This window comes from Calditrichota bacterium (genome assembly GCA_020637445.1).
Classification (GTDB): Bacteria; Electryoneota; RPQS01; order RPQS01; family RPQS01; genus JABWCQ01.
This window is the reverse complement of record JACJVZ010000001.1, coordinates 958232-983755: the sequence shown is the minus strand read 5'-3', so window position 1 is coordinate 983755 and position 25524 is coordinate 958232. Positions and strand designations below refer to the sequence as shown.

The 25524-nt window shown below is 53.0% G+C and carries 22 protein-coding genes; all 22 read right to left on the bottom strand.

Annotated elements, in window-relative coordinates; translation table 11 throughout:
• Positions 1–22: 22 nt before the first annotated feature.
• The 22 genes from H6507_04050 to H6507_03945 all read right to left on the bottom strand — a co-directional run bounded on the left by H6507_04050 (position 23) and on the right by H6507_03945 (position 25503).
• Complete coding sequence (locus tag H6507_04050) at positions 23–1069, bottom strand: PorV/PorQ family protein (protein MCB9368265.1); 1047 nt, start codon at positions 1067–1069, stop codon at positions 23–25.
• Between the two features lie 33 nt (positions 1070–1102).
• Positions 1103–5125 carry a type IX secretion system sortase PorU gene (porU, locus tag H6507_04045; protein MCB9368264.1) on the bottom strand — a complete coding sequence of 1341 codons (4023 nt, stop codon included), beginning with the start codon at positions 5123–5125 and terminating at the stop codon, positions 1103–1105.
• Between the two features lie 196 nt (positions 5126–5321).
• Entirely contained in the window at positions 5322–6119 is a 798-nt protein-coding gene (locus tag H6507_04040; protein ID MCB9368263.1) for an HD-GYP domain-containing protein, read from the bottom strand.
• Positions 6070–6825: an ATP-binding cassette domain-containing protein gene (locus tag H6507_04035; GenBank protein MCB9368262.1), complete on the bottom strand. Its 756-nt coding sequence runs from the start codon at positions 6823–6825 to the stop codon at positions 6070–6072. Before H6507_04035 ends, H6507_04040 begins: the two co-directional genes overlap by 50 nt.
• A gap of 1 nt (position 6826) precedes the next feature.
• A complete protein-coding gene (locus tag H6507_04030; protein MCB9368261.1) occupies positions 6827–8236 on the bottom strand; it encodes a GWxTD domain-containing protein in 1410 nt (469 codons plus the stop codon).
• A 9-nt stretch (positions 8237–8245) separates the two neighbouring features.
• A complete protein-coding gene (smc, locus tag H6507_04025; GenBank protein ID MCB9368260.1) occupies positions 8246–11809 on the bottom strand; it encodes a chromosome segregation protein SMC in 3564 nt (1187 codons plus the stop codon).
• A gap of 7 nt (positions 11810–11816) precedes the next feature.
• Positions 11817–13250, bottom strand: coding sequence for an Asp-tRNA(Asn)/Glu-tRNA(Gln) amidotransferase subunit GatB (gene gatB / locus H6507_04020; protein ID MCB9368259.1), 1434 nt, complete (start codon positions 13248–13250; stop codon positions 11817–11819).
• Positions 13250–14674 (bottom strand): Asp-tRNA(Asn)/Glu-tRNA(Gln) amidotransferase subunit GatA, encoded by a 1425-nt coding sequence (gatA, locus tag H6507_04015; GenBank protein ID MCB9368258.1) that lies wholly within the window; start codon positions 14672–14674, stop codon positions 13250–13252. The genes gatB and gatA overlap by 1 nt, the downstream gene beginning before the upstream one ends.
• The gene (locus tag H6507_04010) at positions 14616–14879 is read right to left on the bottom strand and encodes a twin-arginine translocase TatA/TatE family subunit (GenBank protein MCB9368257.1); all 264 of its coding nucleotides are present in this window, start codon (positions 14877–14879) and stop codon (positions 14616–14618) included. The genes gatA and H6507_04010 overlap by 59 nt, the downstream gene beginning before the upstream one ends.
• 1 nt (position 14880) lies before the next feature.
• Positions 14881–15600, bottom strand: coding sequence for a phosphoribosylformylglycinamidine synthase subunit PurQ (purQ, locus tag H6507_04005; protein ID MCB9368256.1), 720 nt, complete (start codon positions 15598–15600; stop codon positions 14881–14883).
• Positions 15597–15836, bottom strand: a complete 240-nt coding sequence (purS, locus tag H6507_04000; GenBank protein MCB9368255.1) for a phosphoribosylformylglycinamidine synthase subunit PurS — start codon at positions 15834–15836, stop codon at positions 15597–15599. Before purS ends, purQ begins: the two co-directional genes overlap by 4 nt.
• Positions 15833–16573, bottom strand: a complete 741-nt coding sequence (gene pssA / locus H6507_03995; protein ID MCB9368254.1) for a CDP-diacylglycerol--serine O-phosphatidyltransferase — start codon at positions 16571–16573, stop codon at positions 15833–15835. The genes purS and pssA overlap by 4 nt, the downstream gene beginning before the upstream one ends.
• A gap of 1 nt (position 16574) precedes the next feature.
• Positions 16575–17225, bottom strand: a complete 651-nt coding sequence (locus H6507_03990; protein MCB9368253.1) for a phosphatidylserine decarboxylase family protein — start codon at positions 17223–17225, stop codon at positions 16575–16577.
• A 4-nt stretch (positions 17226–17229) separates the two neighbouring features.
• Complete coding sequence (locus tag H6507_03985) at positions 17230–17946, bottom strand: phosphoribosylaminoimidazolesuccinocarboxamide synthase (GenBank protein ID MCB9368252.1); 717 nt, start codon at positions 17944–17946, stop codon at positions 17230–17232.
• Positions 17947–17949: 3 nt separating this feature from the next.
• Complete coding sequence (locus H6507_03980; GenBank protein MCB9368251.1) at positions 17950–19224, bottom strand: adenylosuccinate lyase; 1275 nt, start codon at positions 19222–19224, stop codon at positions 17950–17952.
• Positions 19225–19247: 23 nt separating this feature from the next.
• Positions 19248–20507, bottom strand: coding sequence for a trypsin-like peptidase domain-containing protein (locus tag H6507_03975; protein MCB9368250.1), 1260 nt, complete (start codon positions 20505–20507; stop codon positions 19248–19250).
• 11 nt (positions 20508–20518) lie between these two features.
• The gene (truA, locus tag H6507_03970; GenBank protein ID MCB9368249.1) at positions 20519–21325 is read right to left on the bottom strand and encodes a tRNA pseudouridine(38-40) synthase TruA; all 807 of its coding nucleotides are present in this window, start codon (positions 21323–21325) and stop codon (positions 20519–20521) included.
• On the bottom strand, positions 21289–22050 hold the full coding sequence (locus H6507_03965) for a hypothetical protein (protein MCB9368248.1): 762 nt from the start codon (positions 22048–22050) through the stop codon (positions 21289–21291). The genes truA and H6507_03965 overlap by 37 nt, the downstream gene beginning before the upstream one ends.
• A 15-nt stretch (positions 22051–22065) precedes the next feature.
• Positions 22066–22464, bottom strand: a complete 399-nt coding sequence (ndk, locus tag H6507_03960) for a nucleoside-diphosphate kinase (GenBank protein ID MCB9368247.1) — start codon at positions 22462–22464, stop codon at positions 22066–22068.
• A 17-nt stretch (positions 22465–22481) separates the two neighbouring features.
• A complete protein-coding gene (gene sucD / locus H6507_03955; GenBank protein MCB9368246.1) occupies positions 22482–23357 on the bottom strand; it encodes a succinate--CoA ligase subunit alpha in 876 nt (291 codons plus the stop codon).
• Between the two features lie 6 nt (positions 23358–23363).
• On the bottom strand, positions 23364–24524 hold the full coding sequence (gene sucC / locus H6507_03950) for an ADP-forming succinate--CoA ligase subunit beta (GenBank protein MCB9368245.1): 1161 nt from the start codon (positions 24522–24524) through the stop codon (positions 23364–23366).
• 22 nt (positions 24525–24546) lie between these two features.
• Positions 24547–25503, bottom strand: a complete 957-nt coding sequence (locus H6507_03945; protein MCB9368244.1) for a carbamate kinase — start codon at positions 25501–25503, stop codon at positions 24547–24549.
• Between the last annotated feature and the right edge of the window lie 21 nt (positions 25504–25524).

Below are 25524 nucleotides of genomic sequence, written 5' to 3'. Positions count from 1 at the left end.
TAAGAAGATGCGAAGGCTCAGTTTAGAAATCCACAGATAGTGAGTAGCGCATCGTGTCCGTCAGCGGGTGATTCTCGCCGGCGGTCAAATAGCTGAAGTCAAATCGGTAAGTGCTGTACTTCAGAGATACGCCAAAGGTGTACGGAAATACGCGGCCCAGATGGTCATTGTAGTAACCGCCGCGAAGACCCACTAGAGTCGAATACCAATATTCGGCTCCAAGGTGCCAAATCAAAGACTTGACCAAATCTCCGTCGCCCCACGCGGAGAACAACGCTTCGTAAAACTCGTCCGACTGACCGAACTCATCACGCTTCACAAGTTCTTTGTCGATGTCAGATGCAATCGTAAGTTTGTTGTATTCTTGATCGAGAATCTTATATGCCATACCGAACTTCAACGTCGTCGGCAGCGGATCAGCCTGAGCACGATCGATATAGGAAACCTTAGGACCCATGTTGGACAAGTTCGCGCCCAGCGACAGACCGGGCATAAACGTAGCTTTGTGCAGAAGGCCGAGGTCGGCGGCGATTGCAGTAGCAACGCCTTTTCCTTGTTCTTCACCGGCACCTACGGGCGAAAGGTTACTGTAGGCCAGCTTCAAAGCAACACCCATCGAGGTGTTTTGATCAATGAGTGCGCCATACGTACCCGTAACCGCCATTTCATACGAAGAGAACGTGCCGAGAGTATTGCCTTGGGCGTCCGTACGCACGGTTTCACCGAGATTCAGGAAGACAATGTTCGCTCCGAATGTTCCCCATTCGGGCACTTCGTAGGTGCCGCTGATGAAAGCATAATAAAGGTCGGACAGATTGAATTGCGGCAGCCAGCGCGAGTACATCATCGTGACTTCGTTCTTATGCTGGAAGCCCAGGCCGGCCGGGTTCCACCACGTGGCCGTGGCATCGTCCGCGATTGCGACAAAGGTTTCACCCATACCGGCCGGACGCGCTCCGGGAGCGATCTTCAAAAAGAGCAGCGTCGCCTGGCTGACACTGGCGGCGTGAACCGGAAGCGTGATTGCGCCGATTATGGCAACGCTTACCGCTAACATCCACTTCTTCATGCGTTCTCCTGCATTATATTTTTGTAATCTGACTTAGCGTAGAATAACCAACTTGCCCGTGGCTTCGGCGGAATAACCGCGCTGGTGACGGGCAATAACCTTGTAGAAATAAACTCCGTTGGCGAGCTCGTGACCCTCTTTGTCGCGGCCATGCCACGGACGCGTGCTGTTGCTGTTATATAACTGACGTGTTCCCAACCCGTCGATCTCGTCGACGAGTTTTCCAGTCAAAGTGTAAATTTTTATCTTGACGTCGCTCGTGCCGTCTTGAGTCAGAGCATACGTGAAAAACGTTTCCGATGCCATTGGATTCGGCCAGTTCAAAACGTCGCGAACGGCATAGCCTTCCTCCGAGGACTCGCCGACGACGAAGTTCAACGAAGTTAGATTCAGATTGTTGAATGAATCCCACGCTTCAACGGTCAGTCTATGCGCGCCTTCGGACAATGGACCGATTGTGCGGGAAAGCTCGCCATCGGTATAGCTGTCCACATCGTAATTGAAAAACTGAGTTATGTCTTCAGACTGGGCGTCGTCTACTCGTACCGTAATCTTGTGCCCGACCTCGCCGGAAAGATTGAGTCCCGATTCGTCCGAGAGCTGTACGATCAGAAGCGGAGAACGTCCTACTTGATCGCCGCTGCGGAACGATGAATTCTCGAGCCATACACCAATCTGCGGCGGTACCGTATCTGTGACCGCGGCAGCTTCGCTGGCAATCCTGAGCGGGCGTTCAATACCTATTCCGTCCGCACTGTCATTTTCACTTTCGGACTTGCCGAAGAAATATAGGCTGACCTTGGCATTCTCGCCGCCGTATTGAATATCCCGAGGCACACGGAACGTGACGTCAAACCTGCCGTTCACAATGGACGACCGGCCGCGAAAAATCGCGTTGCCGGGAAGCCCGTAGTAGTACGGAGCCGTGTTAAGGATACTGCAATCTTGCGGATTCGGGAAATAGTAGGCCGCGGAATCCTCGGAATCAAAGACTCGGGCCTCTACGACGCCTTGAAAATCCGACCAAACTTCATCGTTCAAAGTGCGACGGCGCGGACCTTGGTAGTCTTGGGTAATAAGATCGTTAGTGCGCGAGACATAACCACTCAAATGAAAAAGTCCACCCGCTTGAAGCGAATCGTCCCGGCTTTCGACAAAGGCGTAATATTCAGGTGTTGCCAAACGAAGGACGGGATTCCCGAGCGTATGATAAAGGTTATTGAACCCACGCTGCGGCTTGACTATCAGCATAGCCTCGCCGATGCTTCTGCGCCGCTCTATTCCCTGCCGAAAGACTTCCGTGTAAAACTGCTCGGTCAGGCTTTGATTTTGTGAGACGAACGTATAACGCGTCGCGGCTATACATGCCACTGCACCGACGTTGTTGCCTGCCAGCAGCAACTCCGGAAAACAGCGCTCGTTGGGCCGGTCAAATCCTCCCCACGTACAAGTACCGGCTACGACTACCGGCCAAGTTCGCGGATTGTCGATAAGTCCGTTGTCGCGTTCCATTACAAAGAGCTGCTCATCCGTCCAGACACGCTCGTTGCCGTGCCCGACGTAGTTGATTAACAAGGTTCCATTGTTAATCGTCTCCAGCAAGTCGCGAGTCGCGTCGGGTTTCTGTGACGTTGAAGACGACTGACGGAACGGATAGAAAATTTCATAGATCTTACGAAACGTAAAATAGTCCGGCAAGACGTTGTTGATCAGGTTTTCCGAGTCCCGTGTATGGACCGATTCTGAACAACCACCGTTCTTCCATTCGTCATCCGCAACAAATGTCGCCGTATTCTTCCACGGACCGTAAAGCGGTTGATTTGCATAATCCACCGTCTTCTCGACAATCGCACGCACTTCCGATTCGCTTTGCGAGGGCCAGCGCCCGGAGATCATTTCGAGCGTCGAGCTATTGTTGTCGAATTCCACATAGTAGTCGTCGGAACAAGACTGGCCATCTTCCCACGGCGGCATCCAATTGTCGTCCGTGTTGGAAAGTATGTTGCGGTAGTCAAAGTCTCCGTCTCCGACGAACAATACGTATCGCGGAGGTTCGGCAGTTCCTGAAGTTCCCCGCCAGTATTCCGAGGTGTACTTCAAGAAATTGCGGATCGCGGTTGGATCGGTGACACCCCAAGCGAATTCGTCGTAAATATCTGACAATTTCACGCGAACGGCATGCAGAGGTTCTTCAACATAGTCGGCGTGCATCTGAATAAGAGGTTCGAGAGCGTCGTACCAATCGTCGTACGTGATAATCACGATGCCAGCCTCATTGTCGACGTCGCGGAGTCTTGTGTAGTCCGCGGCGTCAAAAACTTTGCGACCGCGAAAATACGGTAGGCGTGTTCTTGCCGTATTGGCGGCAAAGTACCGCCGAGGGGTCGATACGTACGATGAATCCGAGTATGCCGATCCGCGTGACACTCTGGGTGCCAGTGGATTTGTCACATCCAATACATAGGCATCGGCACCAAGATTCGTAGAATAGTTGAAAGAACCCGTTTGCGCCTGTGGTGCCTGAATCTCAAGGGTGCCAAGCGACGTTTGCAGTGACCTGTCAAACTCTGCCTCAATAAAATTCAGGAGAAATTGACGGTCCGTGTTGTTCGTGATCGTTACCGTGTTGTTGCCCGGCTCGAAAACTCCTTCGGCAATGTCCAACACAAGGGGAGTCGTCACAACGCCGGAACTGACGGTGCGGCCGTTCACTGAAATGACCAAATTCGAACCGGTGCCGCCATTGGTGTCCATACGCAACTTGAGCTTGCCTGCACCGGTAGTGGCATTTTCAAGGTTGATCGAAAAAGACCGTTCAGTTCGAGGATCAATCGTTGCCATATACCAAATCAAGCCAGAGTTGGATTGGAACGGTCCCAACGCGTAAATGAACTGTTCTTGGTCGAGATATGATCTGCCCCTAAACTGCGCAACTTGCGTCGAACTTGGCGGCGGTGTAATCGATTGCATCCTCAGGCCGGACGTGCCAGACTGATCGACTCCGATCCAAAATGCATTCTCCGTGGCATACGGGCTTGCATGTCCCAAACCGTCCAAGTGAGAGCCGTTACAATAATCATAGCCCTTTAGGCCTTCGCCGTAAAAAAGAACCCGGTCGCCCTGATCAATCGTGCCGTCACCCCCGTCTTCCACGATGATGGAAATTTCGCGCAAGACCGAGTCGGGCACGCTAAGGAGACCCGCAGGAAGCAGGCGGCCGCCGTTTCCGAACATGCGAATTTGAGACGACTGTGCTCCGAGAACAGGTACTCCCTGAAGTTGGAGCCAATCGGCAGTCATCGCATACAAGCCCACCTCGGTAGTACCCAACTTATATAGTTGAATATCCGGCCACGACGCAGACACGTTGTCCAAGGCCTGTCTGCCGGGACGCTCCAACTGCCACCACTTGGTAGCCTGAGCGCCGTTTATGCAATAGCCCGGAAGGAATCTTTGTTCACGATCGTACGGCGCATCGGGCTGAGCTGATCCGGCAAACCTGATCTCGAGGCGAATCGACTTAGCCAAATTAGCTCCAGTCGCGGTGCTTTCCGCCAATCTCAGTTCAACCGTGGCGATTTGGAAACCGCGCCAGCGAGAAACGTTGGTGATTCTCGCGGCAACACGACGCTGACCGAGGGAGGTGCGACCAAATTCGTTTACCGGCAGCGGTACCGGCAACTCGGAATAATCAATTCCCTTCACGGAAAGCTCGGGCGTCGAGCCGATGGGACACGCCACCAGAAACACCTGCACGGGAATCTGCGCATCACCTTCGGGGCGCCAATCCGCATTGGGCAAAAGGTATGACCAGTCACTTTCGCGCTGCATGGAAGCAAACGTTACGTCCGTGCTCCACTCCAACGACAGGTGACGCGAGTCAGAGGCAACCGTAGACAATCCGGTGGCCAGAACATCGCCTGCCAAGGACAAAATGGAAAGCAACAGAAGTTGCGTTTTTAGGTTTCGTGCGATACTGTTGGTCATAGAAAAGCAAAAGCCGAACGGAGCATGACGCTCGTTCGGCAACAAAATGTTACGAACCGGAGCATGCATACACCGCCGTTAGAGGGTTTACTCAACATCACAATAGGGACGAACAAACAGGCAATGCCTGAAGAAACCTCTAACGATGGGACATTTAGCTCCTAATTCACTCCAGTAGCAACAGAACCTAATATAAGGAATGGCAATGGCTTGCGCAAGTCCAAACAGTACATTGCAACAAGCGGGCGCAAAAACTCGAATAATTTTAAGTGTTTAATAATATGTAATTTGCATACTCGGACAAGTTTCCACGTTGTGAAAAGGAGTCCAATTCGAGCTTACTGTTGCCGCCCGGTTTTTCCCCCTCGGACATCTGGGTCTCTACCACCTGTAGAACAGCCTGTGCGGAAACAGGGCAGAACTGGCGACCAATTTCGCTTTCGATCCATCCCATCGCCTCTTCGGCTGTAAGAGGATCGCGGTAGGGTCTTTGGGTACAAAGCGCGTCAAAAGCATCGGAGACGGCCAAGATACGGCTTTCGATCAGAATCTCATCGTCAAACCGACCTTCAGGGTAACCGGTTCCATCATAGCGTTCATGATGCTGAACAATAATTTCGCGAATTCGGTCAAACCGAGGCAGCGGTGCCAGAATCTTCGCACTGAGTTCTGGGTGCAACGTCACCAGACCGCGTTCGTTCTTGGATAGTTTTCCGGCCTTTTGGAGCACGCTGTCGGGAAGACCAATCTTGCCGATGTCGTGCATCAGCCCCGCGAGATTAAGTTCCTCGAGTACATGGAGGCTCAATCCCAGGGTATGTCCGGCCCGAGTGGCTAACTCAGCAACTCGTAAACTATGATGATACGTCGCGGCGTCACGGTATTCAAGCGCAAGCAACAGGGTTCGAACGGCTGCCCATTCTACCTGACCAAAGGCGGAAGTTTGTGATAGTCCGCGTGAGAAATCTAACTTTTTGTCCATCGCCTTTATTTTCGCAAAGGCAAGGCCACTTTTAGTCGTGAAAAGCCGACGAATTTTCGCCGATTGCACGAAGGAAGACAACTTCGAGTTGAGTGCTGCCGTGCCGCTGCTGCAAATCTTCGACACGACCGCGATCTTTCACTTCACCTTGGTGGATCAGGATCATTTCATCACAGAGTAACTCGGCTTCGCGCATCACATGTGTTGATAACAGAACACACTTTCCCCGAGCGCGGCTATCGCGCATGAACTGAACTATTTGCGCGGCGGCAAGAATGTCCAAGCCACTGGTTGGCTCGTCAAATATTAAGACTGGCGGATCATGGAGCACGGTGCGCCCAATACTGACGCGCTGCCTTTGCCCCGTGGAGAGTTTCTCGCAACGGCGGTCCAAGAACTCATGTAGATCCAGAAGGTCCGCAACCTCGGCGATGCGCCGGTTTGCCTCATCTCTTTCAAATCCATGCAGCGCCGCGAAATACTGGAGCATTTCCTTGGCCGTCAGCCTGCCATAAATACCTGTTGTCGCTGACAAAAAGCCAATCGATTTGCGGACTTCTTGAGGAGATTGTACGAGGTCATGCCCGGCTACGGTCGCTGTTCCTTGCGTGGGAACAAGCATCGTGGCCAACATTCGCAAGGTCGTGGTCTTCCCTGCTCCGTTCGTACCCAGCACACCGAAGATCGTCCCGTACCGCGCCGAAAAATTCACGTCCTTACAGCCTACGACAGAGCTTCCGCTCGCGTCGCGGTAGGTCTTTCCAAGGTCATGTGTTTGTACCGCAATGTCAGTCACGCAAACCTCGTGTTTGGTCGATCAACTTGCTCTTGGGATTTTGGTTTTGCTGTGTGTAGAGGGCATCCGGATTGTAGATTTCACCTCGTTTGGTCGAATGCACCAAATCCATGTCGCCAAATCCAGACCTGTCAACGAAAACAAACAATACTCCGCCCTCGAGCTTGTCATAATACCATATTTCATGGTCCAATCCTGCGGCATCCGCGTAACGGCGGTCAATTTGATCAGGTTCACCGTAGATAATTAGAACTCTGCCGCGATCAGTCTTCCACCCTTCTCTGTTCAGAAAACTGTAGCGGCGGTTCGCTTCAGCCACCCGAGCAAAGTGTTTGTTGGCCGCATTGGGGTCGTCCGGGTAGTTCTTGCTCCAGTACTCAATCATGAAACGACGTTTGCCCTCGGGATCCATGTTGCGAACTCGGCGCATGTCCTTTTGAGTGAGCAAATGCTGCATGAGCGCGACGCCGCTATCAGGACTTATGGTCATCACAATGTCTTGATCCGAGCTGAATATCTGAGCCGAGAGATCGGGGTCCATTTCAAACTCTCGACCCTCAGCCAAATCTTCCGGCCGGAAAACCCAGAACTTTTTTGAAACCTTGCGGGCAGGCTGTCCCGGACAGTCGATTTCAAGTTTGAGTTTATATGTTCCCGTGTGTAGCGTATATGCGGGGAAACCGTCCGCCACAACCATTGAGTTCGCAAGGTTAGCGAACTTTCTTACGCTCGGATTCTTTGCGAATTCACCACGGTCGGAAGCCACGACCATTCGAGTTACCGTCAACGAATCAGTTGAAGAACTGTCACCGTTCAGGCCATATAGCTCCACGTAGTAATAGAGCATTGGCATTTCACTGCCATAGAATCGCGAAGGGTTTGGAACGAACTTGACGCTATTCTTCGTGTAGCGCGAAGGTTCCGCGCCAAACTCAAGTTCCGCGCCGAGTGCCAAATCCGAAATGGGCGTTTCTTCACCGAATTTCGGTACTTGAATCAAGTCATCCATCGACCTAAATAGCTGCGCGCGCTCTTGCCGAAGCTCGACTAATACGTCATACTCACCCGGTGTCAACAAATATCTGAATACATAGGGGAAATACGCTCCCGTCGAAGCCGTCGAATCGCGACGTGCGCGGTCCTTCGTGTCCAGAGTATCGGAAAGAAACGTCGTGTCATTCCGGCTCAGCGATACTATGACCGTGAACTCCGCTGCGACACTGTCGTCGCCAAGCGCGTTGTAGAGAATCGAACTGCGCTGAATGCCGACGTTTAACTCTGTATATGTTAGTTCTCCGTCGCCGTAGTAACATACGACGTCCATGTCGATTCCCGCCGCAAAAGCCGCAGCGGAGGAAACGAGCCAAATTGCAGCAACAATCGAGAACAGCAACCTTCGCATATTCTCCTCCTATTCGGCGGTCGCCGGAATAACCTCCTGCTTTCCAACTTGGGAGTCTTTCAGCAACCGTACAGATACCGTTTTGGAAACTCCTTCTTCCTGCATGGTCACACCGTACAAGTTGTCAGCGATTTCCATCGTGCGCTTGTTATGAGTGATCATGATAAATTGCGTGTGGTCGCTATGCCGGTGAATCATGCGGGTGAAGCGATCAATATTCGCGTCGTCGAGCGGGGCGTCCACTTCGTCCAACACACAGAATGGCGACGGCTTGACTTGATAAAGCGAGAATAGCAGCGCAATAGCCGTCATCGTTTTCTCACCGCCGGACATCAAAGTCAACGATTTTAGCCGTTTTCCGGACGGGTTTGCCCACATTGTAATGTCCGCTTCCAGCAAGTCCTTGCCGCTCAAAATCAAATCCGCTTCCCCGGCCGGGAAGAACTCCGAGAACAACGTTTGGAAATTCGCGCGAACGGCTTCGAATGTATGTAAGAACTTGGCTTCGGCTGTTTCGTTTATCTTGGCAATGGTTTCTTCGAGAGTAGCTTTGGCGGCAAGCAAATCGGAGCGATTAGCCAGCATTTCATCGAGGCGCGTAGTTTCGCGGTCGTATTCTTCGACCGCAAGCAAGTTGACCGTACCGAGGTTGTCGATCTTTGTCTTAAGATCGTTTATTTTCTCCGCACTGGTCTCAACTTCTCGAAACTCAGCAAGACTCGCGGCATTGGGGCCGGACAGTTCGAGGTTGTAGTGATTTCTCGCGGACATGACGAGCGATTCGAGTTCGCCTTCGATCTTGGCGATGGATATTTCGATTTTGCGTTGGTCCTCGATCGCGGCCTCTCGACTCGATCTCAGACGTTTGAGTTGATCTTCCATCGCGCGGACTTCACCGGAGGCCTCGTCCTTGCTTCGCTGCGCTTCATCAACTACTTTGTAGCGCGCATCTCGAGTAATAAAAAGTTCTTTGAGTTTGACTGCCACATCGCGGAGAAGGTTTTCCGTCGTCGAGATCGTGTTTGCCGACGACTCGCCTTGTTCCGTGTTCGTACGGATCGTTTCCGTCAACTCGGTTTCCGTCGACGCCAAACGTTCGGCTTCCGCGTCCAGCAACTGCAGGCGATGCCTGACCGCGTCCATGGCGCGGGCGCGATCGTGATATGCGTCGCGGGCACTGCCGTTTTCCTGCCGAGCTTGCCACACTTCCTCGGAAAGATTTTCAATTTCTTTTTGTGTTTCGGCAATCGCTGCCCGGCTTTGATCTAACGCTCCGACGAGGCGGTCAATATCGCTGCGAAGTGAGCGCTCCGACTCTTCGCTCTCGGCGATCAGCTTTACCGCGGCTTCATCGCGTTGGTGAAGGGCATATTTCAAGGTGTCAAAGCGAAGCTGTTCGGAGCGGAGCTTCGCAACCGAGTCAGACAACTTCTGAGTTTCAGCGGTTAGTTCCGAGAGTTTGCTCTTCCATTCCGCATGAGACTGCTTGGTGTTTTCAAACTGCTCGCTCAGTGCTGCGCGTTCAGATTGTACTTCTTGGAGAGTCTCCTTTAGTTTCTCGATTTGCCGCAGCAGCCCAAGGTCGCTGGGCGTGTCCTTCTCAAGGCTTCCGGCGTAGCATAGCCCGGTCCAGTCGAGCCAATCTCCGTCCAAAGTAACCGCCCGACAACGATGCTCGGCAATGAAGTCTCGCAGCTTCAGGGCAGCATCCAAGGATTGCGTAAGCAAGCAGTTTTCAAGAAGAACTCTTAGTGCAGAGCTCTCGTCGCCGCTATCCACAAATTCGAAAGCCCAACCCAAACTGCCATCCGGTGCTTCCCTTTTTGTCCGCGGCTCAGAAGTGAAGGGCAGTTTGAATCCGCACTTTCCGGCTTCGGAAGATTGAAGTACGCTTAGAGCGTCGTGCATATCACCTTCGGATTCGAGCATGATATGATAAGCCGAATTTCCGAGTGCCGCATGTATGGCGCGACTGTACTTTTCATCTACTACGGCAAAGTCCGCCACAAGTTTCGGTGAACTGAGCTTGTCTCGCAACAGCTTTAGTTGTGACGTTCCACGCGGGCCACGCTGTTCGAGAGTCTGCAATAGGTTGATATGCGATGTCGTCGCATGTAGAAGTCTGCTCGTTTCGTCTATTCGGGAGCTTAGCTCTGCCTTGCGCGAATCAATAGACTCGCCAAAGACAGAGTGCTTCTCTTGCGCGTCCTTCGCATTTGCGACTGCCGATTCTGCATCTTTCAATCGGACAGCAAGATCGCCTTCTTGTTTCTCCAGATCGAGTTTCTCCTGTGCGATCTGCTCGCGGGATTGAAACGCCGTTTCCCTGCGGCCTTTTTGACGGGCCACAGCCTCAAGCAGTTTTGCGCGCTCACTTTCAAGCGACGCTTGCTCTCTATTCCGCGATGCAAGCTGTGCGTCAGTTTCCTTGTACGTTGACTCAAGTGATTTCAGAGCAGACTGCGCGGCTTGAAACTTCTTCTCCGCTTCGTCTACCTGTGCTTGGGCGGCCTCGAGCTCAGTTTGTGCTTCTGAACGGTCTTTTGCAAGGCTTTCCTTCCTTAGCATGAGCGTGTTCAGACGATCTTTTGAGAGAATGACCTGCCTTTGCGCTCGGTCGAGTCCCTCTTTGGCGGCGCTCAAACGAGCTTCTGCGCCAGCTTTCTCCGCTTCAAGCGCGGAAATTGCCGCGACGGATTCTTGAAGTTCTTGACGAAGCTGCGAGAGTTTTTGGTCGCTCTCGATTTGTTCGGTGCGCATTTGCTCGACTTTGGCTTCATACTGACGCAAGTGGGTATTGCTGCCCTCCGCGTGCCCGGATGCATCTGAAAGCGCTTGGCGCATCGGCTGAAGCTCAGCTTCTAACCGGTCAAACTCATGAACAGAGAACGCGATTTCCGATCGTTTCAACTCAGCGGTCAGTTCTTGATAGCGCTTGGCGCGACTGACTTGCCGCTTCAGCGAGGCAACCTGACGCTCAACTTCGGCGATGATGTCGGCAAGTCTTAACAGATCATCTTCAGTTTGTGAGAGTTTTGAGAGCGCTTGGCGGCGACGCAATTTGTACTTCGCGATTCCCGACGCTTCTTCAAAGAGTTGACGGCGCCCCTCTCCATCCTCACGCAAAATATCCTCAATCATTTTCAGCTCGAGAATCGTGTACGCGTTCGGTCCCAATCCACTGTCCTGCAACATATCCGTGATATCACGAAGTCTGCAGGAATTGTTGTTTATCAGGTATTCGCTCGTGCCGTCGCGATGCAGTCTCCGGGCAATTTCAATTTCCGTATACGGAAGATTAATGCGGCCGCTCGTGTTGTCAAATTTCACACGCACTTCAGCCAAGTTCAAGGGCTTGCGCTTTACCGTTCCGTTGAAGATTACGTTTTCCATTCGTTCGCCGCGCAATACGGAAGAGCGCTGCTCGCCGAGAACCCAACGTAGCGAGTCAACCACGTTGGACTTGCCGCACCCGTTGGGACCGACCACGCCTGTTACGCCGGGAGCGAATTGGATTTTCGTCTCGTTGGCGAACGATTTGAAACCCGATATTTGAAGTGAGATTAGTTGCATTGTCTCCCTAACTTTGCGAGTTAAGAATTTCCATCAATAGGTCTTTAGCCAACTGGGGGTCGGCCTGCCCCTTTGTGGCCTGCATGACCTGCCCCATAAAATAGCCGACCATTTTGGTCTTGCCTGCTTTGTATTTTGCCAGCTCGTCCGGACTTGCAGAAAGAACACCCATGATGATTTCGCGAATCTTGTCGGTGTCCCCAATTTGCTGAGCGCCGCTTGTCTTGATCAGATCTGCGACGGAACGTGTGTCAGACAACATCGTGCGCAAAAGCTCTTTCCCAGTCGTGCGGTTTATCTTCTTTGATTCCACCGCATCAATTAAGTCGCCCAAGCGACTTGGCTCGACTTTGAAATCCGTGATGTCGAGATTTTGCTCTTTTAGTATGCGTTGAATATCACCTTGCACCCATGCGGCCACGGTCAGGGGCGAACGGCCATTGACGATCGCGGCCTCAAAGTAATCACTCAAACCTCGATCCGTGGCCAAAAGGTAGACAGCTTCCTCATGCAACCCGTATTCGCGGTACTTTCTGCGGCGGGACTCGGGCAACTCGGGCATAGCAGCGCGAATGTCATCCACGTATGCTTGCGTGATTTTAAGTTCGGGCAGATCGGGCTCAGGAAAATAGCGGTAGTCATCTGAACCTTCCTTCACGCGCATCGGAATCAGGCGTTCATCCTGTTCGTCCCAGTGCAATGTTTGCCGTTGAATCGTACCGCCGCTCTCGTAGATTTCAATTTGACGTTTCATTTCCGAGGCCACAGCTCGTTCAACATTGCGAATTGAGTTCAGATTCTTCATTTCGCAACGTTCACGGAAGTCCGGTTCGCCAAATTTGCGGACTGAAACGTTTGCGTCGCACCGGAGAGAACCTTCATCCATGTTGCCATCGCAGACGTTTATGAAACGCAAAAGCTCGCGCATGGCTGACAAGTACGCCCCGCACTCTTCCGGCGAACGGAAATCGGGTTCTGATACTATCTCGACTAACGGAATACCGCAACGATTCAGATCGACAATCGTGGAACCGTCTTCGAGGTGCATGGATTTGCCGGCATCTTCTTCGATGTGCGCACGAGTAATGTTGACTACCCGAGATGATCCGCTGACGACTATTTCAAGGTGGCCACCCGTCGCGAAAGGCCTGTCAAACTGTGAAATTTGATATCCCTTGGGGAGATCGGGATAGAAATAGTTCTTGCGATCGAATCGCGAATGCAAATGAACTTCAGCGCCGAGTGCCGAAGCAAGTCTTGCCGCTTGAGCAACGACTTCTTTATTCAAGACGGGCAGAGCACCGGGCGTACCTAAGCATACCGGACATACAAGCGTATTCGGTGGTGCGCCGTACTTGCTTTCACAACGGCAAAACGCTTTCGTGCGCGTTTGAAGTTGGGCGTGAATTTCGAGCCCGGCAATTAGTTCGTAACCTTGCATCAGGCTTTCGGTCTCAGTTCTTCCAAGAGCGCTCCGGCCTGGAGCAACAGCTCCTCATCGAAATGCGACCCCATGAGCTGCAAACCTATGGGCAAGCCGTTTTCGTCTTGGCTCCACGGCACGGACAACGCGGGAATGCCTGCGAGATTTGCAGGGACCGTGAAGATGTCAGACAAATACATCGCGATAGGGTCATCGACTTTCTCGCCGAACTTGAAGGCAGGACTCGGAGTTGTCGGCGTAAAAAGAAGATCGACTTCTTTCAGCGCCGCAAGCAGCTCGTTCGTGATTATGCGGCGGACTTTCAATGCAGTTTTGTAATAGGCGTCATAGTATCCCGACGACAATACATACGTACCCATCATGATGCGGCGGCGGACTTCTTTGCCGAAACCTTCACCGCGAGAATTATCGTAGACGGATGCCAAATCCGTGACATCGGGACTGCGAAAACCGTAGCGTGCTCCGTCGAAACGGGCAAGGTTTGAACTGGCTTCTGCGGTGGCGACAATGTAGTACACCGGAATAGAAAAGCCGACGTCAGGCAGGCTTATGCGTGTTAACTTGTGCCCTGCTTTTTCAAGCGCCGCAATCGCCTCATTTGCAGCTTTTGCGACCGAGGGTTCTAACGCTTCGTGTTCGAGAAAATCCGTGACTAAGCCGATTCTTAAGGGGCGGTTTAGTTTGGATAAAGCCGCTGAAGACGAGACTTTGACACCAGACGAAGTCGCATCACGCCGATCAGAACCGGAGATCGCCTTGATAATATCAAACAAACCGCTGCAATCAGCAGCAAACGGCGAAACTTGATCGAGCGAAGAACCGAATGCCACCAATCCATAACGCGAAACCCGTCCATAGGTCGGCTTCAGCCCGCAGATTCCACAGAAAGCCGCAGGTTGTCTTACACTTCCGCCAGTTTCGCTCCCGAGTGACGCATGGCATATTCCGGATGCCACTGCAACGGCGCTTCCGCCAGACGATCCGCCGGGTACACGACCGGGATCATAAGGATTCAGCGTAAGCCCCAAGGCGGAGTTTTCGGTCGACGATCCCATCGCAAACTCATCGAGATTTGTCTTCCCGATAATGACCGCACCGGCTGCCTCGAGACGTTCGACAACAGTTGCAGTAAACGTAGCTGGATGACGATCAAGGATTTTTGATCCGCATGTCAGTGCTTCGTCCTGGATGGCAATGTTGTCCTTGACCGCGACGACGTATCCGCCCAAGGGCAGCTCTTCTCCGGCTTGCAATCGCGCAGACACTTGCATAGCTTGCTTAAGCGCACGGTCATCCAACAATGACACAAAAGCACCCAAAGAGCTAAGTTCTCGGGCGCTTGCTAACGATTGGCTGACAATATCAGGAAGCCTGCGGGGGTTCTTCCGAATCTGTTCTGGGCTGGGTATTCGGCGGAGCATTCAAGCTCTGTTTGTTCGCGGTGGATTGAGTAGTATGCGGCTGCGTAAAGGGTTCGGAGACTTCGCGCTTAATATCAAGGTAAGACCGACGCAAGTCATGGATACCGCGTCCCAATTGACGGGCAGTTTCGGGCAGTCGTTTTCCGCCAAAGAGTAGCAAGATGACGACTAAGACGAGAAAAAGTTCGCTTGCGCCGAGATTCATATTAGGCTGAGAAATCGATTCGAGAGGAATGCAAGGCGGCCTCCGCGAAGGCGCGGAAGATAGGTAGACCGTCGGTAGAGCCAAGTACGGCCTCACTGGCACGATCGGGATGGGGCATCATGCCCAAGACATTCCCCGCTTCGTTGACAATTCCGGCGATGGACATGGCGCTGCCGTTGGGATTTCCTGCCGGAGCGTCATGTCTCTCAGGTCCAACATAGCGAAAAACGATTTGGTTGTTGGCAGAGAGTTTCGCGAGTGTGTCGGGATCGGCGAAAAAATTGCCTTCCGCGTGCGCAATGGGCATGCGAATGATCTGATCCTGCCACAGATACCGGGTGAATAACGTATCGCTGCTCTCAACACGCATGTCAACGTGGCGCGAGATGAACCGCAGCGTTTTGTTCAACATCAGCGCTCCGGGAAGCAGTCCGACCTCGCAGAGAATTTGAAAACCGTTGCAAATGCCAAGCACCGGGCCGCCCGCATCGGCGAATCGTTTGATGGCTGGCATGACCGGGGCAATTTTAGCCAGTGCTCCTGCGCGCAGATAGTCGCCGTAGGAGAATCCGCCGGGAACGAGCACGCCTGTGCAGTCGTCACCCAATTCGGTGTCTTTGTGAAAGACCATGCGTGCGGGAGCGCCGACGACATTCTGCAACACATGCAGACAATCTCGGTCACAGTTTGAACCGGGAAAGGTGATAACCGCGATGCTCACTGGGCCTCGATCTGGAACGATTCAATTATGGGATTGGCCAACACACGGTCCGCAATTTCAGCGAGCATCTTTTCGCCATCCTCGGGTTTCATGCCGTCGAGATCGAACTCTATGAACTTCCCGACGCGAACATCGGCGATATTCTTATATCCGCGTTGTTCGAGGAGCTGTTGAATCGCCTGTCCCTGCGGGTCTAAAACGGTGTCTTTTAATTTGACGATGACTTTTGCTTTCACAGCTTCTTCAGTCCTGTGGAAATGGGTTCTGAGATATCTTCATCGAGAATACGCGGCGATTTGCGCGATTGTATTTGTCCAGCGATCGCCGCGGTTACGCAAAGCATCAGGATGATCGGAAAACCGAACAACGGTGGGTTAAGCGCACCAACGACAATAGCCAATACGAGAATCGCGACTTTACGGAGGTTTCGGCCGTGCTCGCGCAACGTGAACCGTGGAAGTCCGGCCAACGGAATCTTGCTGACCATTAACAGAGACGTTACGACAAGCAGGCCCGCCAAGACTTCGGGTGTCACTACCCCGCCCCACAAATTGTAATTCATCAAGATGAAGGTAGCGATAAGGCTTGCATGCAGCGGCGACGTGAGTCCTTCGTACGCGCTTGCCCGGCTCGCAGCACGGACATTGAACCGTGCAAGCCTATAGGCGGCGGCCAATACGGGGACTGTGCAGACAATCATGCCTAAGAGGGAATCTTCGCGGAAAGCGGCCGCGTAAGCGAGGATTGACGGCGCGACTCCCATTGAGACTACGTCGGCAAGCGAATCAAACTGCAAGCCCATTGGTGACGACGCTCCAAAAAACCTCGCGGCTTTTCCGTCGAACGCGTCCATCACGACAGCCAAGATAATCAACCATGCGGCAACTTCGATTCTTCCGTCGATCGCAAGCATCATCGAGAAGAAACCGAAGACCAGATTCAGTGACGTCAATATATTTGCGAGATGTCGCAACTTAGCTCCTTGTTTTGTGTTCCCCGCCAAACGCCGCGATAACGGTTTCTCCGGCAACCGCGCGTTCACCCACTTTTGTCTTGATGTCCGCCGAGGCGGGCATCACTATTTCCATCCGTGATCCGAAATAAATCAATCCAAACCGTTCCCCAGTCGACACGGTGTCTCCGGGCTTTATTCTGCAAGAAATCTTGCGGGCGACGAGTCCGGAGATTTGGCTGAACCGCATCATGCCGTGCGTCGTTTCAATATCGACATCGATGCGCGCGTTGCCTGTCGCAGCTTCCTTTGAATTGGCATGGCGATACGTTCCTGGCTTGTTCGTCACCTGTTTGACTTTTCCTCCGTACGGCGCACGGTTGACATGGACGTCAAACACTGAAAGAAAGATCGCGACGAACTTCTCACCGCTGTCAAGCGTCGTAGTTTCCACCACAACTCCATCCGCCGGCGAAACGACCAACGTCGGGTCAGACGGAGGCGTCCGCTGAGGGTCACGGAAAAACAACAGGATTGCAATTGCCAACACGACGAGAATCCATCCGGAGACTTGCGGCCAAACAGAAGTTCCTCCGCAACTCCACCAAAGAAGTCCGATTCCCACAACAAACGGCGGGAGTACAAGCGGCCATGCTTCGCGAGCAAAACTCATGATCTTATGCGGCGCTGGTTAGCCGTTCAAGCAGTTCACGATAGGCGCGCTCGACGCCGGCCTGATCCTGCAGCGCGCGGTCGCGGTCAAGTTTACGATTCGTTTTACGATCCCAAACTCTGCACGTGTCAGCGGTCAATTCGTCTCCTATACAGAGATGGTCGCCCGCGTCGCCAAATTCCAATTCAAACTCGACTAAAATCAAACCACGTCGTTCGAAGAGCGATTTCAAGACCGCGTTCGTCTTGGTGGCGATTCGCTGCATCGTGCGCAGATCGTCGGAACGACCGTAGCCCAAGGCTACAGCGTGACTTTCGTTGACCATCGGGTTGTTCAACGCGGGGTCTTTCAAAAAGTACTCGACGACCGGATAGTCCAACGGCCTACCGTCGTCCAGTCTAAAGCGACGCGCGAATTCTCCCGTCGCGACGTTATATACAATAGCCTTAATGTCGAACATCTCTACGCGACGAACCGCCATATCTGTAGGCGACTGGCGCTCGACAAAGTGTGTGGGAACGTGGTAGTTTTCGAGATACTGAAATAGGAAGCTCGAAACACCACAATTGATTTCACCTTTTCCAGAAAAGGAGGTTTTGCGCGATTCGCGGGGATTGCCTGCGTCGTCCGTGAATTCAAGAATCGCGTAACTCGGCCTGTTCGTAGCGTACAGCTTTTTTGAACTGCCTTGAACCAGCAACTCAAGTTTGTCAAGGTTCATCTTTTATCCTTCCAAGATTCCCAGCCTACGGAGAATGCCGTCTGCTGTTTCGAAATCCGGTTCAAGTTTCACAAGCTCGTCGATTTTGTTGACACCCAGTACATCAACAACCGCGGAATTCTCCTTAAGTAACTCGGCCATGGAACGACGCTCTGTGATTGCGGCTCGTGCAGATTTCTGCACGGCGGCATAAGCATCTTCCCGCAGCCAGCCTTTTTCAATAAGCGCATGCAGTACTTTCTCTGACGCGAGCGCACCTTGAGTTATGAAGATTGTTCGTCGAAGTTGCTCTTGATCCACTTCCAATCCGTCAATAACCCGCAAAAGCAGGTGCAGCATATAGTCCAATGCGATACATGCGTCCGGAAACACCACGCGCTCGGTCGAAGAGTGCGAGATATCGCGTTCATGCCACAGCGCGATATTTTCCATACCGACCAGCGCGTAGCCTCTGATCATACGCGACATGCCGGTCAAGCGCTCGCAAAGTATAGGATTTCGCTTGTGAGGCATCGCCGAAGAGCCTTTTTGTTTCTTGCCAAAAGGCTCGAAGGCTTCGCTGACTTCCGTCCGCTGCAAATGCCGGATCTCGACGGCGATCTTTTCGACCGTGCCGCCGATTAACGCACAAAGATTCAAAAATTCAGCGTGCAGATCGCGGCTTAGTACCTGCGTTGAAATCGGCGCTACTCCGATTCCAAGGTTGGACATGACGCGCTCTTCAAGATCAGCGTCCGTGTGTCCATAATTCCCAACTGCACCGGACAATTTGCCTACAGCCACTCGAGACAATGTTTCGTGGAGCCGCGTTTCGTGACGAGAAAACTCATCGGCCCAGAGCGCGAATTTTAGTCCAAAGACCGTCGGCTCCGCGTGAATACCGTGAGTCCGGCCAACCGCCGGCGTGCGGCGAAACTCGAGCGCCCTGCGACGCAGGACAATTTGCAGTGCTTCGATATCCTCAAGCAGCAACACTCCAGCCCGCTGAATTTGCAGCGCGAAAGCCGTGTCTACGACGTCCGAAGATGTCAACCCGAGATGTACTAACCGCGAATTTGCGCCGACATACCTTGCAACTACCGTCAGGAAAGCGATCACGTCGTGGTGGACTTCAGCTTCCACTTCGTGGATTTCCTGAATGGTAAAACGGGCAGAGTTGGCGATTTGGTCGACAACCTTGGCATCTATTTCGCCGCGTTCGGCGCGGGCCCTGAGCGCGGCAATTTCGACTCGCAGCCAACTATCATATCGAGCTTTTTCCGTCCACAAGGACGCCATGGGTTCGCGTGAATAGCGTTCTATCATCCGGGTATATACGAACGTGCTTTAGGAATTGGTATCAATTCAACTTCTTTGGTCATGATCGTGCCGTGCCGGCTGATCACAAATGTCAATGTATCACCAACGCGAATGTCGGTGTTGTTCATGAATTCTTTGGCATCCTCCGAGCAATCAATCGTTCGATCGTTGATCTTCAGAATCACGTCTTCGACTTTTATGCCCGCTCTGTCCGCGGGGCTGCCGGGGTCTACACCGGTGACCACAGCACCGCGATTCTCTGCCAGATTCAACATCTTCCATAGCATGCCGCGCAGGTCGTTAGCGCGAATGCCGAGCCAGAAGTTGCGATCAACTCCGCCCTTTACCAGGTCGTCAATCGCGTTCACGATTCGATTGGACGGAATTGCGAAGCCGATTCCGACGGAACCGCCGGATTCAGTGAAAATCAACGTGTTCATTCCAACCGCGCGGCCCTCGGCGTCGATCAAAGGTCCGCCTGAGTTGCCGCGATTAATTGCTGCGTCGGTTTGAATCATATCCGTATACAAGCGGCCGTCTACGTCGCGCTCAAAATCTCGGTTAAGTGCGGAAATTACGCCGACGGCAACGGACGGTTGATCGTTTACGTCAAAAAGTCCGTAGGGATTGCCGATAGCTACGACCCATTCGCCGACAATGGCCTCGTCACTATTCGCCCAGTCAATAAACGGGAGATTTACTTCGTCAATCTTGATTAGAGCCATATCAAGCAATTCGTCAGTGCCGACAATTTTTGCTTGGTACTTTTTGCCTACCGTGGTTGTGACGACTATCGAGGTCGCGTTTCTGACGACATGTTCGTTGGTCACAATATATCCGTCTTGCGTAACAATAAAACCTGAGCCAAGGCTCGACGCCTGCTGTTGAATTGTTCGCGGCCAGTATTTTTCGTCCAAAAACATCCGGAACAGCGGATCGCGGGGGACGTAAGGGTTTACTACTTCGGTGACTTGTTCGACGCTAATGCCCACGACTGCATTTGACGTGGCCGAAATCGCCCGCGTAATCGCATTTTCGCGAGTCTGTTGAATATCTCCTTGAATCTCAGGCACTCTGACCGGATTATCATTCTCGTGGAACGAACGCGTGATAAACTCGGAGGACTGAACCCACTTCAGCGAGTCAAGTTCTTCCTTGAGCGCAGTAAATTCAACTTGGCGAGCAAGGTCACGCTGGACGACCCACAGCACAAAGGCGCCGAATATCAGACCGATGAAGAAGAACTGGAGAAACTTCTGCACTGCGCGATAAATTAGGACTTAGAGTTTGGCCAGGTGCCGTAGCCGACGGTTTCCAATGTCAGACCGCCAGCAGGAGCTTTGGTTCCGGCATTGCGATTGTCGCCGGACTCCAGAATTTGAAGAATCGTCTTGCCGTTGCGGCGGTCACAAACATAGTCGATCATTGAGCCGACGAGCATACGCACCATGCCATGGACGAACCTGCTCGCTTCGATAGAATATGTGAGACAATCGCCTTCAATTTGCCACTCGGACCGAAATACGGTGCATTCGTAGCCATGCCGCTCGACGGGGTTTTCGTGCGCGAAAGCCTCGAAGCTATGCGTGCCTTCGATGGACTTGGCAAGCTCGAAGAGACGCTCTGTTTCCATCGGCTGCGGAAACTCCCAGACATATTGACGGCCAATCGCCAAAGGAACTCGAGTGATTCGGTATTTGTATCCGCGCCAACGAGCCGAGAAGCGCGCGTGAAACTCCTGGTTAACCAGCTCCGCCGATAGAATGCGGACGTCCGGCGGAAGATGGGAATTCCCTGCCCGGACAATCGAGGCTAACGGACGCTGAATCGGCGCGTCGACATGCGCGACTTGCCTCGCGGCATGCACTCCGGCATCGGTCCTGCTCGACGGAATGACGCGCACTTTTTTTTCGAAGAGCGGTTCGAGAGCTTCTTCTAAACACCTCTGCACGGTTCTGCGGTCCGGCTGCCACTGCATACCGCTAAAGTCGGTGCCGTCATATTGGACGTCCAACCTGTACCGATGTCGTTCGCCCGCGCGAACTAATTTATCGGCAGCGGCAATAGGGTGGTCAGACACAGTATGCAGAAGACAATTATGACTAGGTTTCCAGCCGTAGATGCAGCGAACTTTTGGGGAGCGATGCTGGAGCGCTCAGGGTCAAACCCTCTTGACCACAACACGGCAGCCAATACTCCGGCATAGGACAATGCAAAATTGAATGCCGCAAACAGTTCCGATCTTGCATACTCCAATCTTCCAACTGTATCGTTCGAAACGGTCAACCCGCGCAGCTTGCGAGCAAGTTTGCGGTTGGCCATGTGCTCTTGGACTTGCGGCAAGACCGAAAATGCGAGCATCGTGATATGTCCGGCCTGCACAGCGTTCCGCTTTCCAATCAGAAATCCCAAACGGGAGGTGACGGAATCTGAATACTGCACGGGACTGAATTTGCGCAGCAAGAGCGCGGTCATGAGGATCAGAAGCAACAACCGCACGAGAAAGAACGCCGTGCTCAAGAGCGCATTAGCCGTCGAGATATCTACTTTTCTGACGAACCAGAGACGAAAGATCAAATGAATCACCGCCGCCGTCAGAAAGAGCAGCCACGATGCCTTGATGGCCTTTGCATAGTGGCCGTCATGTTTTACGAAAGCAATGCTTGCCAGCAGAAATGCCGTCGTTAGGATCAGCAAATCGAGCCAGCCGTTGCTGGCCGTAACACACACAAAGAACACAAATGCGCAAATGAGCAGTTTGCCGGGACTGATTGCGACTCCAGTACCCGGCTTGATCGATCCCAACGTTACGAAACGCGATTAGGCAAAGAAGAAATCAGTTTCTTTCTTGCCGTTTTCCGGAGAATCGGAGCCATGCACGGCATTGGCTTCGATGCTCGCTCCATAAAGTGCGCGGATGGTTCCCGCTTCGGCTTTCTTAGGATCGGTCGCGCCGATCACCGAACGCCAATGTTCGACGGCGTTTTCGCGCTCTAAACGGCCGACCACCACGGGACCACTGGTCATATAGTTCACGAGGTCACCATAAAAGGGACGCTCTTTGTGAACCGCGTAAAAATCACCCGCCTGCTCCTTAGTCAATTGAGCGTAGCGCAAACCGGTGATGTTGAATCCTTCTTTTTCGACACGAGCCACGATGTTGCCGATATTCTTTGCGGCAACTGCATCGGGCTTGATGATCATCAATGTGCGTTCCATCGTTTCCTTTTGTATGATTATTTACCTAAGACTTTTGCCATCGTCGCACCGATGTCTGCCGGGGATTTCGAAACGTGAATCCCTGCGCTCTCCATCGCCGCTACTTTTTCTTTCGCCGTGCCTTTGCCGCCCGCGATAATCGCGCCGGCATGACCCATTCGGCGTCCCGGAGGAGCCGTTTGACCTGCGATGAAGCCGACAACCGGCTTCTTGAATTCGCTCTTGATGTACTCTGCGGCTTCTTCTTCCGCAGAGCCGCCGATTTCGCCGATCATCACGACGGCGTTGGTGTCAGGGTCTGCATTGAAGAGCTTCAGCGCATCCAGGAAGTTCGTGCCGGGAATCGGATCGCCGCCGATACCGACGCAAGTGGATTGGCCAATGCCGCGATCCGTCAATTGCTTCACGGCTTCGTAGGTCAACGTGCCGCTGCGGCTGATCAATCCGCACTTACCTTCAAGATGAATGAAAGCAGGCATGATGCCCATCTTCCCCACTCCAGGAGTAATTACGCCCGGGCAATTGGGACCGACCAAACGCGACTTCGAGCCGCTCAGCGCATGCTTCACGGTGACCATATCGCGCACGGGCACGCCCTCGGTGATGGCAATGATCAGTTCGACGCCCGCTTCAATCGCTTCGAGCATCGCATCAGCCGCGAACGGCGGCGGAACGAAGATGATCGAGGCGTTCGCACCGGTCTTATCTACGGCGTCGCGCACCGTGTTGAAAACGGGAACTTTTTCATTTGCCAACGTTCCGCCCTTGCCGGGAGTCACGCCTGCAACGACGTTCGTGTTGTACTCCAGCATCTGCTGGGTATGAAATGATCCTTCGGAGCCGGTGATTCCCTGCACGAGGATCTTGGTATTTTTGTTAAGTAAGATCGACATGATGTGCTATCCCTTCACCGCCGCGCAGGCCTTGTTCGCCGCATCCGTGAGTTCGGTGGCGGCCGTCAAATTCAATCCGGAGTCTTTCAACATTTTGGCGGCAACGTCTGCATTGTTGCCTTCAAGTCTGACGACTACAGGGATTCCTACGTGTTCGGACTTGGCGGCTTCAATGACACCCGCAGCAACGCGGTCACAGCGCACGATGCCGCCGAAGATATTGATCAGGATCGCTTTCACGTTCTTGTCAGCGAGAATAATTCTGAACGCCGCCGAAACCGATTCGGCATTTGCACCGCCGCCGACGTCCAAGAAGTTCGCGGGTTCGCCGCCGTGCAACTTGATGATGTCCATCGTGGCCATCGCCAAGCCTGCGCCGTTGACCATGCAGCCGATGTTGCCGTCGAGCTTGATGAAATTCAAATTGGACTTCGAGGCTTCGATTTCGGCGGGATCTTCTTCAGTCAGGTCGCGCAGTTCGGCAAAATCCGCATGACGGAAAAGCGCGTTATCGTCAAACGTGACTTTGGCGTCGAGCGCGATAATTTCGTCGCCAGACAAAATCAACGGGTTGATTTCGAGAAGATTGCAATCTGACGCGCTGTACGCCGCATACAGTTTCGCGAAGGCTTTGACCGCGGACTTGAAGGCATTGCCAGAGAGCCCCAGTGCGAAGGCTAAACGGCGCGCATGAAACGGCTGAAATCCGCTGGCCGGATCAATTGCGACCTTGACAATTCTCTCGGGCGTCTTGGCCGCGACTTCTTCGATGTCCATGCCGCCTTCGGTTGAAACCATGAAGACGTCTTTGGACTGCGCGCGGTCAAGCAAAATACCCGCGTAAAATTCTTTGTCGATCTTCATGCCCTGTTCAATCAACAGGCGCTGCACTTTCTTGCCCTCAGGGCCGGTCTGGTGCGTGATCAACTGCATGCCCAAAATCTGGGACGCATATTCTTTTAGTTCTGATTCGGACTTGGCGAGTTTTACACCGCCGCCCTTTCCACGGCCGCCTGCATGAATCTGTGCCTTGACCACCACGGGAAAACTGCCCAAGGACAGGCCGATCTTCACAGCTTCTTCGACACTCAGCGCCGGTCCGCCCTTGGGAACGGGGACGCCGAATCCCGACAGGATTTTCTTCGCTTGATACTCGTGAATTTTCATTTATGAATTTTCCGTTCTTAACTTAACCGGGCAATATCCATGTTCCACTTTGCCCGTCAAGACTCTCAATGAACTGACTAAGATCGCAAATCAAGACACGTTCGCCGCCTTCGCGCAGGAATTTGATGGCGGCCTCGATCTTCGGCCCCATGCTCCCGGCGGGGAAATGTCCATCGTTGTAGTACTTTTCGATTTCGCTGAGCGTGACCTTTTTTAGGTCCTTCTGTTCCGGCGAGCCGAAGTTCAACGACACATACGGCGTCGCAGTGACGATGAAAAGGTCCTGCGCTTCGATGTCGCGTGCAAGCACCGCTGAGGCCCGGTCTTTGTCTATGACGGCGTCCACTCCCTCGAGCCAGCCGTCGGATTCCTGATAGACCGGAATTCCGCCGCCACCGGCCGCAATCACAACCGTTCCCGAATGCACGAGCTGTTTGATGACCGCGCGGTTCAAAATTTCGAGTGGCATTGGACTACCTACCACTCTGCGATAACCGCGGTTACCGAAGGCTTTGACCGTCCAGCCTTGCTCAGATACTTTGACTTTGGCTTCGTCTTCGGAATAGAATTGACCAATGTATTTGGTCGGATTCTTGAGTGCGGAGTCTTGCGGATCGACCAGAACTTGCGTGACAATCGTAACCACTTCCACATGACCGTAACCGCGACGCAGAAAGACATTCTGCAAGCACTGTTCGATCATGTAGCCCATGCCGCCTTCGGTGTCGGCGACGATTATCCCTAAGGGAAGAGTCGGCGCGCGATCGGCGGAAAGTTCGACTCGCAAGAGCGCATTGCCGACTTGCGGACCGTTTCCGTGCGTCACGGCGAGTTTATAGCCGCGATGGATCAGTTCGGATACACCCTGCAAAGCATCGCGAGAGTGCCGGAACTGGTTTGAAATCGTGTCCACCTCATCAGGCAGGGAAATGGCATTTCCGCCTAAAGCAACGACCGCTATTCGCGATTCTTCCGGCATTTCCGAGGGTTCTGGGGTTAG